At 63.8% G+C, this 16,036-nt stretch carries 10 protein-coding genes and 1 pseudogene; 8 read left to right on the top strand and 3 right to left on the bottom strand.

Features of this window, described 5'->3' with window-relative positions:
* Positions 1-200: 200 nt before the first annotated feature.
* The 4 genes from ACTDXD_RS13180 to ACTDXD_RS13165 all read left to right on the top strand — a co-directional run bounded on the left by ACTDXD_RS13180 (position 201) and on the right by ACTDXD_RS13165 (position 7,176).
* Positions 201-647 (top strand): hypothetical protein, encoded by a 447-nt coding sequence (locus ACTDXD_RS13180; protein WP_440127431.1) that lies wholly within the window; start codon positions 201-203, stop codon positions 645-647.
* A 270-nt stretch (positions 648-917) separates the two neighbouring features.
* Positions 918-1,235, top strand: a complete 318-nt coding sequence (locus ACTDXD_RS13175) for a hypothetical protein (RefSeq protein WP_440127430.1) — start codon at positions 918-920, stop codon at positions 1,233-1,235.
* A gap of 265 nt (positions 1,236-1,500) precedes the next feature.
* Positions 1,501-1,776 carry a hypothetical protein gene (locus ACTDXD_RS13170; protein WP_440127429.1) on the top strand — a complete coding sequence of 92 codons (276 nt, stop codon included), beginning with the start codon at positions 1,501-1,503 and terminating at the stop codon, positions 1,774-1,776.
* 354 nt (positions 1,777-2,130) lie between these two features.
* Positions 2,131-7,176, top strand: coding sequence for a hypothetical protein (locus ACTDXD_RS13165; protein ID WP_440127428.1), 5,046 nt, complete (start codon positions 2,131-2,133; stop codon positions 7,174-7,176).
* Positions 7,177-7,244: 68 nt separating this feature from the next.
* Here ACTDXD_RS13165 and ACTDXD_RS13160 read toward each other — a convergent pair whose 3' ends face one another.
* The 3 genes and pseudogenes from ACTDXD_RS13160 to ACTDXD_RS13150 form a co-directional block, all read right to left on the bottom strand.
* Positions 7,245-7,553 (bottom strand): hypothetical protein, encoded by a 309-nt coding sequence (locus ACTDXD_RS13160; protein ID WP_440127834.1) that lies wholly within the window; start codon positions 7,551-7,553, stop codon positions 7,245-7,247.
* A 276-nt stretch (positions 7,554-7,829) separates the two neighbouring features.
* Positions 7,830-7,925: pseudogene (locus ACTDXD_RS13155) on the bottom strand (DUF2510 domain-containing protein); the annotation flags it as partial.
* 657 nt (positions 7,926-8,582) lie between these two features.
* Entirely contained in the window at positions 8,583-9,317 is a 735-nt protein-coding gene (locus ACTDXD_RS13150; RefSeq protein WP_440127427.1) for a hypothetical protein, read from the bottom strand.
* Between the two features lie 244 nt (positions 9,318-9,561).
* Between ACTDXD_RS13150 and ACTDXD_RS13145 the strand changes: the two genes are divergently transcribed.
* The 4 genes from ACTDXD_RS13145 (at position 9,562) to ACTDXD_RS13130 (ending at position 15,970) form a co-directional block, all read left to right on the top strand.
* Positions 9,562-10,131 carry a recombinase family protein gene (locus ACTDXD_RS13145; RefSeq protein ID WP_440127426.1) on the top strand — a complete coding sequence of 190 codons (570 nt, stop codon included), beginning with the start codon at positions 9,562-9,564 and terminating at the stop codon, positions 10,129-10,131.
* Between the two features lie 57 nt (positions 10,132-10,188).
* Positions 10,189-10,626: a hypothetical protein gene (locus tag ACTDXD_RS13140; RefSeq protein ID WP_440127425.1), complete on the top strand. Its 438-nt coding sequence runs from the start codon at positions 10,189-10,191 to the stop codon at positions 10,624-10,626.
* Positions 10,623-10,838, top strand: a complete 216-nt coding sequence (locus ACTDXD_RS13135; protein WP_440127424.1) for a hypothetical protein — start codon at positions 10,623-10,625, stop codon at positions 10,836-10,838. The genes ACTDXD_RS13140 and ACTDXD_RS13135 overlap by 4 nt, the downstream gene beginning before the upstream one ends.
* A gap of 281 nt (positions 10,839-11,119) precedes the next feature.
* Positions 11,120-15,970: a DEAD/DEAH box helicase gene (locus ACTDXD_RS13130; RefSeq protein ID WP_440127423.1), complete on the top strand. Its 4,851-nt coding sequence runs from the start codon at positions 11,120-11,122 to the stop codon at positions 15,968-15,970.
* Positions 15,971-16,036 lie beyond the last annotated feature (66 nt).

The raw sequence follows: 16,036 nt of genomic DNA, 5'->3' as shown, positions 1-16,036 counted from the left end.
CGCGGGTCTTTAGAAGGGCGAGGGCAGTTCGGAGACGTGCACGAGATGCCCGAACGCGCCCGATACGATGGTGGAAGTCCTCGCGCTGCGGGGATTCCGGGACGAGTAGGTGGACACCAGGACTGATGCTTCGAGTTGACGAAGTCGGACGATGTCTCGATTTCGACTCAGGCATATGGCGGACAGATCAGGGAGTTGCTATGGGTGAAGTTCGACCGTCGTCGCGCACTGCCGACGGCTCCCTTGCCGCGGTGTCGACTGCTGCCGACCAGACACGAAGTGCTTTGGCAGCGACGGACGCCGCAGTCGAGGGTCAGAACGCGGCGATTCGAACCGCGCACGATGGTGGCGCCACCGTTGCCCAACTCGTCGCAGCGTCAGGGCTTTCCCGTGGCGCTGTGCACAAGATCCTGGCTGCAGGCGACGGTGCCGACCGACAGGTGCGGGTGCGCCGCCTGCTGGCGGACGTCGAGTCTGCGGCCGAGCGATGCCGGCAGGCGCGTGAATGCGCAGCAGGGGCGTCCGCGGAGCGTCGTAGTTCGATCGCGAGGGCGATCGACGAAGGTGCTCGAGTGGTCGATGTGCAGCGTGCTACAGGCCTGAGTCGGGCTCGGGTGGATGCGATCCTGCAAGAGCGAGAAGCCTAGCGGGCGAGTCTCTTTAAGTCATGCCTGAGGTGAGGTTGCCTCTCACACCTATGAATTACAGGTGTCTTGACATTTGTTCATTGGGGTGTAATTTGGTGGGTAGCCAAGCACTTCTGCTGATGGCTTCCTCCCATCCCTTTCTCCCTTGGAGCAATGATGACTTCTGCTATCTCCACCTCTGCCCCAACTGCTGACCTGGCCAACCCTTCCATCCCCTCCACTATTGGAGTGCCCATTTCTGTGGGGCACAGCAACATTGAGGAGCACCTGGTGACCCTGACTGCACAGCTCCCTGAGGGCCTTGCAGACCTCACTCCCCATGCTGCCCTTGAACTGGCACAGCAGCTCATTGCAGCAGCCCTGGGAGGCTCCCCTGTCAACACTTTTGATGCTGTGGGCTCCAGGATCCTGAGCTTGGAGTATGCGGATGGGGAGTCCATGGATGTGGTCTACCAGCCCCTGGACAACCAGACCATCACAGTCTGCTCTGACTTGGAGGAAGGGCCCATTCAGACCCTGGATGGCCTGGACCCCTACCAGGCCAGGGCACTGGCCTTGATGCTTCTGCAGGCTTCCCTGACATCCTGAGTCTCTGAGAATGCCCCTGCCCCCTGGGTAGGGGCATTCTGCTGTCTCAGGTGCACATCTCAGCCCCTCATGCTTCATACCCCACCCTTCCCCTTCAGTCCTCAGGCTCCTGGGCTCCTGGGCTCCTGGGCTCCTGGGCTCCTGGGCTCCTGGGCTCCTGGGCTCCTGGGCTCCTGGGCTCCTGGGCTCCTGGGCCAGCATGCACACTTTCCATTGCAGAACAAGCCATCTCACCTAGCATTGCCCAGCTCTGACACTGACCTCCATGCAGCTCAAGCTGTACCCGGGCGTGTTCCTCGTCGACGGCTGTCCCGGCTGCTACTCGGTGCTGCTTCACCGACCGGGTCGCCCCCTACCCCACGACGGTGACCGGGTGTTCCCGATCGCCGAGCGGTCTGCCGCGTACGTCGCCGAGATGTACGACGACTTGATGGAGACGTACGCCGAGCGCCGCGAGTTGGCGATGATCTCTGATCCGACGTACGCCGAGACGGTGGTGTGGCCGCCGAAGTGGTGGCACTCCCTCGTCGGCAAACACTAGAAGTCGCAGGACGAAGGCCCACTTCCCCGCTGGGGTGGCGGGCCTTTCGCATATGCAGGGGTGTAGCTCAGAGGCAGAGCGCCGGTCCCATACGCCGGTCGCCACAGGTTCCAGTCCTGCCATACCCACTGTCACCGCCGGTCCCTGGCCGGTAGGTGATTCACCCGTACCTGGCGTACGGGCTCCTTTCCGCCCGCACCTGCAGCCCGGCGCTGTCTGGTGTCTACCTCACAACCCACATGGCCGCCTGGCGCGGCAGAACGGAATTGCCATGTCCCACAGCAAAGGCCAGAACCTCCCTTCGCTCCACCTCTCGCCGCATCCCCGTGGTGAGGCCACGCAACGGAGGCTCCATTGACCGACTCATACTCCGCTGGAAGCGCTCGGCTCGCGATTACCCCATCCTGGGGAACGTTCTTTCAGCAGGTCGAGACGCGCCTCGACGCGTTCAACAAGCCGCTGAGAGTGCCGATCGAGCCGGAGAACCTGCATCAGTTCCGGTCGCGACTGGAAACGCAGCTGCGCACGATGGGCAAGCTGCCCCCGATCAAGATCGAGGCGAAGCTCGACGAGGATCTGCTGCGCTCGCAGCTGACCACCCAACTCGCCAACCTCGATCGCACCATCAACCTCACCACCCGCCTGGACACCACCGCCGCGGTCAGCGAGCTCGGGGCGTTGCGGCAGTTCGCCGCACAACCGATCCGCCTGGACGTCGATCTCGACACCGGCGGCGCCGCTGGCGAGCTGGCAGCACTGACCGCGCTGCTCAACTCGTCCGACAAGTCGATCACTGCCCGCGTGGACCTCGACACCACCGCCGCCACCGCGGAGCTCGACGCGTTCACCCGCGACCGCACCATCGACCTGGACGTGCGGGCGGACACCACCGACGCAGTCATGCAGCTCGGGGCCCTGCGGCAGTTCGCCGACCGCACCATCGACATACGGGTCAATGTCGACATTGGCAATGCGGCCGGTGACCTGACCTCCCTCAATGGGCTGCTCAGCGCCGCCGACCGCACCATCGATGTCAAGCTCAAGCTCGATACCACCGCCGCGATGGCCGAGCTGCAGATGTTCCGTATGTGGGCCGAGCATCCGATCCGGGTGAGATTCGACCTCGACACCGGCAACGCGATGGCTTCGCTGCTGGCGATGCAGGCGATGCTCGCGATGCTCGCCGCGCAGATGCGCGCGATGCCCAACTTCCCGAACATGAACCCGCTCTCGCTGATGATCGGAATGTTCGGGCAGCTCGGGTCGGTGATCGGACTCGCGAAGACCGCTCTGGTGGCCTTGGCTGCGGTGTCGCTGGTGCCCCTGATCGGGCAGCTGGTGCAGGCAACCGGGGTGATTTCCTTGCTGCCCGCGATGGGTGCCGCTGCCGCAGCCACCTTCGCCACGATCAAAATCGGCATGGGCGGCGTCACCGACGCCGTCACTGCCGGATCTGAGGCGTTCAAGAACTCTGCGGAGGAGCAGGAGGCGACCGCCGAGGCCGTCGAGCGGGCACAGCAGTCCGTGGCCGACGCCTACGAGAACGCGGCGATCACGGCCGAGAACGGTGCGGAGTCCATCGAACGCGCCGAGGAGGGCGTGCAGCGCGCCCAGGAGAACTCGGTGCGCGCCCAGAAGGACCTCAACCGGGCCCGTGAGGACGCGGTCGAGCGGATCGAGGATCTGAACCTCGCGCTCAAGGGCTCAGCGATCGATGAGAGATCGGCGATGCTCGCACTCGACCGCGCCCGCCGGCGCCTACAGCGCAACGATTTCACGGGTCCCGACGCTGATCTGGAGCGGCGCGGGGCGCAGATCGACTACGACCAGGCCGTGCAGCGGCTCGCCGAGATCCGTGAACGCAACGGTGACCTGCGCAAGGAAACCGAGGAAGCGAACCGGCTCGGAGTCGAGGGGTCCGAGCAGGTCGTCGCGGCGAAGGAACGGGTCGTCGAGGCCGATCAGGCAGCGATCGACGCCGCGAAGAACCTCGAGCGCACCCACCGTGATGCGAATCGGGCCAACGAGCAGGCGGCACGGCAGGTCACCGAGGCCTACAAGGCGCTCGACGAGGCGCAGAACGACACTGCGGCCTCGCTCAAGGCGTATGAGAAGGCGCTCGATGAGCTCTCTCCGAACGCTCGCGACTTCGTCGAGACGATGGTCGACCTCAACGACGAGTGGAAGACGCTGCGCTGGGCGGTGCAGGACTCGCTGTTCGAGAACATGGGTCCGCAGCTCCAAGCGCTGTCCCAGACCTACCTGCCGCAGCTGACGACGAGTTTCACCGGCCTGGCCGACGTGCTCAACACCAAGTTGCAGTCGGCGATGGAATGGCTGATGGAGCCCGGTCAGCAGGCCGGTATCGCCTCGATCCTCGACAACACGACCGCGGCGCTCGGTCCGCTCCTGAGCGGGCTCGGCAACCTCGGTCAGGTCTTGTTCGATCTCGCGGTGGTCGGCTCGGATTTCCTGCCGGGTATCACGGAGACCTTCGACGGCACCACCGGCAGCTGGGCCGACACGATCCGCGAAATGTCGCAGGTCGGCGAGGACGGCACGTCCCAGCTGCACGATTTCATGCAGAACGCCCTCGACGTGCTCGATCAGTTCTGGGAAATCATCAAGAACGTCGGCAGCATGATGGGCAGCATCTTCGCTGGCTCCGACGAGACCGGGGACTCCTGGCTCGAATCGATCAGAGTCACCACCGAAGAGTGGGCGGCGTTCCTGGAAACCCCCGAAGGTCAGGACGAGATCAAGTCGTTCTTCCGGGACGTCAAAGCGATCGTCGACGGCATCGTTGACGCCATCGAAATCGGCGCAGCACTGGTCGGGACGCTCAAACCGGCCGGCGGGTCGGAGCGCGGCAAGATCGACACCGACGGCGACGGTGTGCTCGACACCCAAGGTCCGCTGGTTCCCCAGCAGCTCAACCCCGGCGAGGCTCGGGAGGCTGGGCAGCTTCGTCAGATTTGGGATGTCGCAGATAACTCCGACAGCTGGCTTGGGAAGACCGCACGCGGATTCAACTCGTTGCTCGGCTACAACAACGAGACCGACTCGTACGACGGCGGCATGTGGAACCCGAACAACGAGGGCACCGTCGCCCACTGGTTCGGGAACATCGGCAATCGCACCGGAAACTGGTTCAACAACCAGACCGCCGAGATCGGCGACATGTTCAGCGGTCCGATGACCATCGGCGGTAAGCCGGTCTCGGAAATCTGGTCGTCGGCACAGGAAGGCTGGGAGTCGTTCTCGGCGTCGGTCGGCGACAAGGCGTCCGGGGTCGTGACCTGGTTCGGGGACATCGGATCGCGGATCGGCGAGATCGGCTCGGGCGCGCTGTCCTCACTCGGTGAGACCGCGTCCAACGCGTGGAACGGGCTGGTCGACGACGTCCGGGGCGGCTGGAACGACCACATCATGCCCGCCTGGGATGCGCTCAAGACCGACGGGCTCGGCGGGCTGGCCGATCACTTCCTCGACAAGATCACCAACGGCGCCGTCACCTCCTGGGGTGATCTGCCCACGGCGATCAAGGACGGCGTCGGCGAGATCATCGACGAGCACTTCCCCGGCCTGTCCGAGGGCATCGGCAAGGTGAAGGACTTCTTCACCGACCTGCGTACCACCGTGTCGGACACCTGGAACGGGCTACTGCAGGACCTCGCGTCCGGCGTAAACCACATGATCGACCTGATCAACTGGGGTGTCGGCGGACTGTGGTCGAAGGTCGACGGATTCCTCGGCGGCAAGCTCCCCGACTGGACCGACGTCCCGCACGTCTCGTGGGGCAGCGGGGGCGGCGCCTCCGGCGGCTCGATCCCCGGCATGGAAACCGGCGGCTTCGTACCGCTCGAACCCGGCACGACCTGGGGTAAGGACGGCGTACTGCGTGTCCTCGCCCCCGGCGAGTTCGTGCTGTCCGAACCGGCAACCCGCGCCGCCGGTGTCGACAACCTGACCTCCTTCAACAACTCCGCTCGCGGTGGTCGACCGACCTCCGCCGAGGGCCTGTTCGCGATGGAGTCCGGCGGGCGGGTCACCCGTGACGACCCGGCGTGGGACGCACTCAAGCGCGGTCACGACTTCGCGCAGTCCCAGCACGGCAAGCCGTACCAGTGGGCCGGTCCGACCGGCGTCGACAGTTCGTTCGACTGCACCGGGCTCATGGCGTCGATCGCTGCGGCGATCCTCGGCCAGAACCCGTGGCAGCGGTACTTCTACACAGGCAGTTTCCGTGGAGGGCAGCCCGGTCCGATGGGCTTCCAGCCCGGACTCGGCGCGGGCTTCTCGATCGGCGTGTTCGACAATCCGGGCGGAGCTGGTGGCGGTCACGCCGCCGGTAGCCTCACCGGCGTCGAGGGCCTGCCCGACATCAACGTCGAGTCGTCCGGCGGTGTCGGCGTGCGTTACGGCGCCGGTGCCCGAGGCGCCTCGAACTCGATGTTCCCGTGGCAGTTCCACCTGCCGATCGTCGACGGCGCGTTCGTCGACCCGGGGCCCGGCGACGGATCCAGCAGCGGACCGACCCCGGCCGAGCAGGGTTCGGTCGTCGGGCGGTTCATCGACAAGCTGATCAGCCCGCTGCGGGACAAAATCGTCGACGGGGTGGGTGAACCCCCGCCCGAGTGGCGAAACGTCCCACCGGCAGCGTTCGACGCGATGATCGAGCCGGTCAAGGCCTTCGCCATCGAGAAGGCCTCGGTCATCGATGTCATCGCCGACGGCGTGCGCGACCTCAAGGACGCCATCGCCGAACCGGTCTCGAACGCCTGGGACTTCGTGTTCAACCGTGACACCGGCGGCAACCTGCCTCCGGGGCTGAACCTGGTGCTCAACAAGACCGGCGAAGACGAGTACGTCCTCGAGCCGTTCGGGTTCCACGTCATCCAGGACCTGATCGGCACGCTGACCGGGCAGAACCCGTTGGGGTTGTCCGGTCCGGTCGGCACGTTCGACGGGTCTGTCCGCGTCGGTGACGAGGGCACTCGCCAGTTCCAGCATCAGTCGGACGGGTCGACGTCCGAGGCCGACACGCTCTTCAACATGGCTCCCGAAGCTCGGGAGACATTCGAGCAGAACGGCCAGGGCGCGCCCGGTGGGGACGGCTTCAACCTCGAGAACGCACTGCTCGAGGCCACCGGCATCTCGCTGGACAAGCGGCCCCAGGAAGAACGCATGGCCGAGTGGTCAGAGACCTACTCGGGCAAGTGGGCGCATTACGGCCGCGAGGTAGCGGCCGCGGTCATCGACGACATGGCATCCCAGGTCGGGCTGCAGGGCATCTCCATCGGAACGATGGTCACCCAGGACGTTCCCGAGGCAATGACCCGCATGGCGCGGCTGGCCGATCTGGCTGCACGCGGCTACTCGCGAACGAACGGGAGGTGACACCAACCATCCCTTGAAAGTGCCCCGCCCTCACCCGGGCGGGGCGCTTTCGTCGTCTTGTCACACGCTCAGCCGACGATTTCGATCATGTTGACGATCACGCCGGGCACCGTCGTACGCCCACCGATCTGGGTGTCGTAAGAGACGCTGCCCCCGACCTCGACGTACATCTTCACGACGTCGTCCTCCACCACATCGGCGACAAGCGCCGCATCCCGAGCCTCGACCGCCGTGTTCTGGTTGTAGACATAAGCACTTTCGAGCTGGATCGGTCCGGTATCGACCCGGAACTGTCGCGTGCCGGTCGCAGCGTCGAACTGCGTAACGACCCCATACAGCACGATCTTTCGGCCCTCCGCCGAATCCGGGTCCTTCACCAGCAGAGCGAAGTCCCGTTCCGACAGAGACTCATACGCTGCTGGGTTCTCTCGATCCGGATCCGGAGCCTCGGTGGTCGTCCGAGTGGACGACGAGCTGCTGTCGCCGGTGCTACTGCAGGAACCTACGACGATGAAGAACACAACGACACCAGCGAGGAACCACGGCCATTTCCGTCGCTTCTTGGTTGGCTGAGTCGCTACGTCAGAGGGCGGGGGTGCCATGAAGGCTGCGGGGTTGTGCTGGCGTGGGCGCGAATGCTCGGTCCATTGCTGACCATCCCAGTAGCGTTCCGTGTTCGGGTCTGCGGGATCAGGATGCCAGCCGGCTGGAGGGTTCAACTCGGTGTCCGTTCTGCGAAGGTTGCTCACCGAGCTGTCGTCCGGTCCGGACGTACCGTTACAGCGTTACCGCTGGTTACGGGAATGCTTCTGTCGTTGCATCACGCAACGGATCCGATCCAGGCAACGTCATTCCGCACGACGCGCATGTCACGACCGAGATGGCCGCCACATTCTACGAATGTCGACTGCGAGACCGTGCTGACGGTTGTGAAGCGCAACCGGGACGAACTGGATGACGACGGATACCGCGTCGTCAACCGGAGCGTTCGAGGAGCCTCAAGAACCGGCGGGATAGCACTCAACCACGCTCGGGCTGGTGCGAAATCTGTCTGCAAGACAGACTCATTCCGATCCTGAAGACCGACGTGACCACCCCTGCTCAGACCTACCCTTGGAAGGTCGCACTGTCCCGTGGTCCACCATCAGCGATGATGCTCCGCACGAGCCGGGGGTCAGGCTGGAGTTTGACTTTGGGAACGTCTGGCTTCGAGGACCCCGACATTGACTCCTTGTTGGCCTTAGACTGCGCGGAACGCTCAGGCTTCGTTGACATCAGTTGCGACCTCACTGCGCGCATTCTGGAGCTTGCGGATGGCGTTCCGGAGACGACGGGTGGAACGTGCCGAGCCTTCGTAATTGCCCACGATCTTGGGGTCAGAGTGAAGCACGACTCGCCGGGGTGGCTTACTCTTGGTCGCCGACCTGACCTGCTTGTTCGACATCCCGCACCTCCTCTACGCCGAGATCTACCGGCACTGCCGAGGGCTGCTCAGCAGGTTCGATGTTCACGATAGCGCCTATTACCAGTATCGCGCCTGCGACCGGCAGCATAAGGGTAGCGATCCTAAGACGTTGAGCCTTCCGGTTGATCCTCGCCTCCTCCACATCGAAGATGTCGGCCAGGGTCGAGAGCACACGGAACCTGGCTGTTCTTACGGGCGCTGCCGCGTATTCCTCCAGCATGGTCCTCGGATTTAGTCCCCCGGCCGTGTTCGGGAGGATCACCGTAGCCGACAGGAGTGCAGCGACTGTTGCTAGTCCTCCGCCCCACATTCCCCATCCTCCTAAGCTTGGAAGGTCACGAAGCACCAGGCCGACGAGAATGCCTGCAAAACCCAGCAGAACCCCGCCCCGCTGGTCGAAACTTTTGCTTCGTTCAAGTTGGTTGTTAGCCGCCGCCTTGACAAAGTCCTGTAGGAGTTCGAGCGCTGGCATATCCGGTTCGTCCCCAGCCGACGGATCGACCGCTTCACTCTCTGTATCGCCAGAGCCCGGCGCGCTCTGGCCAGCGGGCTCCAGTGGAAGGACACGGCATATCCACTTCGCTAGCACCGCAGCCATCGCCAAGTAGGCGAGAATCAGAATTGCCCACCGACCGCCGGACCCTGGCGTCCCCCCATTCGCCTCAAACTCACTCACAGTTCCTACTCGCTTCCGTGACCGAGCGCGTTACACGGGTCAGCGATAAAAGTTCGCCTCCTAGCGAAGCTCAATACCAAGTATCCGTCGCACAAACGATCGTCTTGCGAGACAGTGCCGCCTTCGACGAATCCCGGAGACGGTTCTCGAGCAACACGCGGCCGAGGTGTCGCACAAACTCGTCTCACAACCCGTACCGTCTCGCGGCAAGGACACGCGGGATTGCGAGACAGGGGCACCAAACATGGCGATCATCGGATATGCGCGGGTGAGCACCGCAGAGCAGGACCCTCAGCTCCAACACGACGCGCTCGAAGCAGCGGGCTCGATCCGCGTCTTCACCGACCACGGAGCCAGCGGCTCCAACACCGAGCGGCCACAGCTGGCGGCCTGCCTCGACCATCTCCGCCCGGGCGACGTCCTCGCGGTCTGGAAACTCGACCGGCTCGGCCGAAACACCCAGCACGTGCTGACCATCGTCGACGACCTCCACGAACGCGACATCGCCTTCCGGTCGCTCACCGAGGGCCTCTCGACTGAGGGCGCCATGGGTCGGGCCATGCTCACGATCATGGCCGCGTTCGCCCAGCTTGAGCGCGACGTCATCCGCGAACGCACGATGGCTGGACTTGCCGCGGCAGCAGCGAACGGCCGACTCGGTGGCCGCCGACCGAAGTTCGACACCACCCACGCCGCCAAAGCACGGGAGTACCGCGACAAGGGCATGAGCGCCCCGGAAATCGCGAAACTACTCGACATGTCCCGCGCCACCGTCTACCGGTTGCTCTCCGAGAGCGCAGCAACGAGCCGGTGAGACGACCCGCCGCGGCACGGCGTGACCGAACAGGTGCGGGCGGGCATGATCACGCTCGTGAAAGCACCACATGAGGACAAGACCGAATCCGATCCGAAGCAGGACACCTTCTCGGCAGCTGCCGCGGCCCGTCTCGCTGGAGTAGGCCGGGCATCAATCCAACGCGCCCTCAACGCGAACAGATTTCCCCAAGCCGTCAAGGGCCAAGAAGGCTGGCAGATCACCCTCCAAGACCTCATCGCTGCGGGATTTCCACCGCGGCCGGATCAGGCGGTAGAAGCCCAGCCGGGACACCTGCCGAACGACGTGAAGACCCTCCAGACCCAGCTACTCGCCGCATGGGACAAGCTTGAGGCCGAGTCAGCGGCGCGCCAAAACGCCGAACAGCTGGCCAAGGAGCGTGCCCAGCACGTCGCAGACCTACGAGGCGTTCTCGACGTCCTACGCTCCCAGATCGCGGGGACAGGGGCCGAACCGATGAGGAATCGGCCATGACCATGTCCAAGAAGCTCAAGGTGTGCGTGGAACTGTCCGAAGAAGACGTCGACCGCATCACTGCCATCGCGTGTCGCAACGGCACCCACCGCACCGCCGCGCTGATCCGAGCGATCCGCATCGCGGACTACATCGACGACGCCGTGCACGAGGGCAACACCATCACGCTCGTCGACCCCGACAGCAACCAGATCGAGATCACGTTTTCCTAGCCTGAACTCCCGTTTTAGGTTGTAGGCGCGCATTTTGGCGCAGCCTCCCGCAACGCCAGCTCAGCCACTTCACAGGTGTCTAGTCACTACCGCGACACCCAATCAGCTTCCCAAGCTGACTACAGCCGCAGCCACCCCGTCGGACTCCATGCCGGACACGGCCGGCACCCAGAAGCGCCCATCTGCCACCTGCTCTACTTCGCCTCGGTAACGTCACCCGGCAAGCAGTAACGACCCGCCGAGCACGGTCACACCGCCCGGCACCGACAGAGAGCAGTGCAGTGTCGACTTCCGTCCACGACGTCTTCGAGGCATTCCGCCAGGCCCCGAGCAACTACGAGCGGGGCGCGAAGTTCGAGAAGCTGATGGCCCAGTACCTGCCCCTCGATCCCGTCTACGGGCGATTGTTCGACCAGGTCTGGATGTGGAAGGACTGGCCCGGACGCGACGGCAAGGTCGACACCGGCATCGACCTGGTCGCCCAGGAAGCCGACACCGGCGACCTCTGGGCCATTCAATGCAAGTTCTACGAGCCCGAACACACCCTCGCCCGAGGTGACATCGACTCTTTCCTGGCGCGTTCCGGCCAGAAGCCGTTCCGGCATCGACTGATCGTGTCCACCACCGACCGGTGGGGCAAGCACGCCGAGGCAGCCTGCGAAAACCAGCAGATCCCGGTCCAACGCATCGGCCTCGCGGACATCGCCGAGTCCCCGATCGACTGGGCTTTCGTCGGACCCGACATCACCCTCGACGTCGACCTCAAGCCCGCTCCCAAGCATGAGCCCCGCCCGCACCAGCAGGAAGCTATCGACAAGGTCTTCGCCGGTTTCGCCGAGCATGACCGCGGCAAGCTGATCATGGCCTGCGGCACCGGCAAGACGTTCACCGCGCTCAAGGCCGCCGAACGCACCGCAGCGGAGAACGGTGGGGCTGCGAAGGTGCTGTTCCTCGTGCCGTCGATCTCGCTGCTCTCCCAGACCTTGCGGGAGTGGACCGCGCAGTGCCAGCTCGACTTGCGATCGTTCGCCGTCTGCTCGGACACCAAGGTCTCCCGGGCCGTTGAGGACATCAACCCGCACGACGTGCCGTTACCGGCCACCACAGATCCTGCGACGCTCATCGAGCAGACGCAGCACCGCAAACGTGCCAAGGGCCTGACCGTGGTGTTCTCCACCTACCAGTCCATCGGCGTGATCGCCGAGGCGCAGGACCAGGGACTCGACGAGTTCGACCTGATCATCTGCGACGAGGCTCACCGCACCACCGGCGTCACCCTCGCCGACGCCGACGAGTCGAACTTCGTCAAGGTCCACGCCCAGGACTACATCCGCGGCTACAAGCGGCTGTACATGACCGCCACACCGCGCCTGTTCGCCGAAGAAACGAAGACGAAGGCCACTGAAAAGGCTGCGGTCCTCGCGTCGATGGACGACGAGGATCTCTACGGACCCGAGTTCCACCGCCTCGGTTTCGGTGACGCCGTCGAACGCGGCCTGCTCACCGACTACAAGGTCCTGGTCCTGACCGTCGACGAGAAGTACATCGCCGGGCCCCTACAGCGGCAGCTTGCCGACGACAACCAGGAGCTGAATCTCGACGACGCCACCAAGATCGTCGGCTGCTGGAACGGGCTCGCCAAACGCACCGGCGAAGCTGCCGACGGAGCCAGCTTCGGTACCAGCGCTCGGCCGATGCAGCGTGCGGTGGCGTTCCTGCGGGACATAAAATCGTCGAAGAAGCTCGCCGACAAGTTCGACACCGTCATCGGCGCCTACGACGAGGCAGACGACGACATCCTGCGCTGCGAGGTCGAGCACGTCGACGGCACGTACAACGCTCTCGAACGCAACCACCGGCTGCAGTGGCTCAAAGCCCCGCTCGCGGAGAACCAGTGCCGCATCCTGTCGAACGCCCGATGCCTGTCGGAGGGTGTGGATGTGCCGGGCCTGGACGCGGTGCTGTTCCTCAACCCCCGCAACTCCGTCGTCGACGTCGTGCAATCCGTCGGCCGAGTCATGCGCAAAGCCGAGGGCAAGGAGTACGGCTACATCATCCTCCCTGTCGGAGTGCCGGCCGGAATGGCACCCAGCGAGGCGCTGGCCGACAACAAGCGGTTCAAGGTCGTGTGGCAGGTCCTGCAGGCACTGCGAGCCCACGATGACCGGTTCAACGCCACCGTCAACAAGCTCGAGCTCAACAAGAAAAAGGCCGCCGAGTCGATCCTGGTCGGGCACGTCAGCGGACCAGCTGACGAGGCCTGGGCCGACACCGCAGCAGGCCTAGGCAGCGAGACAGGTGCAGAAGGTGGCACAGCCGGTGCCAGCGGGCCCGACGCTGTCTCAGCGGTAGCCGAACAGCTCGGCCTGTTCGAGATCGACGAATGGCGCGATGCGATCTACGCGAAAATCGTGGACAAGGTCGGCACCCGCACCTACTGGGAGGACTGGGCCAAAGACGTCGCCGACATCGCCCGCGCCCAGGAAACCCGCATCCGGGCCCTACTTCAAGGCGCCAACGCTGACGTCACCGCGGCGTTCGAGCGGTTCGTGGACGCGCTCAAAGCCAACCTCAACGACTCGATCCACCGCGATCAGGCCATCGAGATGCTCTGCCAGCATCTGATCACCAAGCCAGTGTTCGACGCGCTCTTCGAGGACTATGACTTCGCCAGCCACAACCCGGTTTCGAAGGTCATGCAAGCCATGGTCGACACCCTGCACGACGCCTCTCTTGAAGCCGAAACCGAGAAGCTGGAAGGCTTCTACGCCTCAGTCCGCATGCGCGCCGACGGCATCGACAACGCCGAGGGCAAACAGCGCATCATCGTCGAGCTCTACGAGAAGTTCTTCCGCCTCGGCTTCAAGAAGGCCGCCGACGCAATGGGCATCGTCTACACCCCAATTCCGATCGTGGATTTCATCATCCGCGCCGCAGACGACGCACTGAAGGCGGAGTTCGGTAAGTCTCTGACAGACGAGGGCGTGCACATCCTCGACCCATTCACCGGCACCGGCACGTTCATCACCCGGCTCCTGCAGTCCGGCATCATCCGGCCGGAGGACATGCTCCGCAAGTACACTTCGGAACTGCACGCCAACGAGATCCTGCTGCTCGCCTACTACATCGCCGCGATCAACATCGAAGCCACCTTCCATGGGTTGCACGGTGGCAGCTACCAGCCCTTCGAGGGCATCGTCCTAACCGACACGTTCCAAATCGCCGAGGACGGCGACACCATGGACGCCGATATGTTTCCGCAGAACAACGCCCGCATCCTCCGCCAACAGGCCTCCCCGATCCGGGTCATCATCGGCAACCCGCCCTACTCGGTTGGTCAGGACTCGGCGAACGACGACAACGCGAATGTCAAGTACCCAACCCTCGACAGCGCGATCGAAAGGACGTACGCCGCTCGGTCGACCGCGATCAGCCAGCGGACCCTCTATGACTCCTACGTTAGGGCCATCCGCTGGGCCACTGATCGCGTCGGCGACTCCGGGATCGTCGCGTACGTTTCGAATGGCGGCTGGATCGAAGGCAACACAGCCGACGGAATTCGACTCGCGCTCGCCGACGAGTTCTCCACCCTGTACGTTTACAACCTGCGAGGCAACCAACGCACCGCCGGCGAGCAATCGCGCAAGGAAGGTGGCAAGGTCTTCGGCTCCGGTAGCCGTAACACCGTCGCTATCCTTATCGCCATTAAAAACCCCGCCCACACCGGCACCTGTCGCATCCGTTACCGGGACATCGGCGACTACCTCACCCGTGACGAGAAGCTTGACCTCGTCGGGGTGGGCGGCATCGCCAACATCGACTGGCTGCAGATCACCCCGAACGCTGAGGGCGACTGGATAAACCAGCGCAGCGCCGCCTTCATAACCCATGTTGCGATCGGGGAGAAGGTCCCGAAGGGCGCGCAGAAGCCCATCACGGTTTTTTCAACGTATTCCTTGGGTCTCGCGACAGGTAGGGACGCCTGGGCGTACAACTACTCACGGAATCGCCTCGACGCCAACGTAAGGCGCATGATCGACGCATACAACGCCGAGGTCGACCGCTACCAATCTTCCACCTCATCTGGTTTGAACCCAGAGGTTGAGAAGTTCATCAATGCCGATCCAACCAAGATCAGCTGGAACCGGAATGCGAAGGCGGATCTGGTTCGAGGTAATCGCTATGTCCACAATCAGGGTGCCGCTCGCGTGGGCATGTACCGGCCCTTCTGCAAGCAGTCGGTTTACTTTGACGGACAGATGAACGCCATGCGCTACCAGATCCCGCGGATCTTCCCCACCCCTGAGCAGCGAAACTCTGGCTTCTACGTCACAGGTGCGGGGTCGGATAAGCCGTTTTCAGCCCTCATGACGGACTTGATCCCCGACCTGTCATTTTGGGGGTCCAGCAGCGGACAGTACTTCCCCCGCTGGACCTACGAAGGGGTCGCTGTTGAGGACGGCCAAATCGACTTCGGAGAAAGTGTGGGCGACGGTTCTGGTTACCGAAAGATCGACAACATCACCGACTTGATCCTCGCTGCCTATCGGAAGGCATTCGGCGACGACGTCACAAAGGATGACATCTTCCACTATGTCTACGGTGTCCTCCAATCGCCTCAGTATCGGTCGGAGTTCGCTGCTGACCTCAAGAAGATGCTGCCCCGTATCCCTAAGGTGGCCACGTCGAAGGGCTTCCAGGCGTTCGCACAGGCAGGTCGTGATCTCGCAGTCCTTCACGTCGGCTACGAGTCGGTCGAGCCGTACCCCTTAGCGGAGACCGTCAAGAGCACCGTCGGTGCCGACGATCGCGAGCTGTACCGCGTCGGCAAGATGAAGTTCAAGTCGAAGACCGACAAGAGCACACTGGTCTACAACGCCCACATCACACTTTCGGGCATCCCTGACGAGGCCCACCGCTACATGCTCGGCTCAAGATCAGCGATCGAGTGGCTGATCGACCGCTACCAGGTCAAGACCGACCCTAAGTCGGGCATCGTGAACGACCCGAACGACTGGTGCGACGAGCACGACGACCCGCGGTACATCGTGGACCTGGTCAAGCGAATCGTCACGGTCAGCGTTGAGACGATGAAGATCGTCGACAACTTGCCGACGCTCGACCTGAGCTGAGCGTCGGGACTTCCAAGTGTCCGCCGAGGATCGATCGCTGCCTGTCAGGTTTGCGGCATGATCAGG

It is taken from the genome of Rhodococcus sp. SJ-3 (genome assembly GCF_051918125.1).
Classification (GTDB): Bacteria; Actinomycetota; Actinomycetes; order Mycobacteriales; family Mycobacteriaceae; genus Rhodococcus.
Note: the sequence above shows the minus strand (reverse complement) of the source record. Positions and strands in the feature narration are given on the sequence as shown.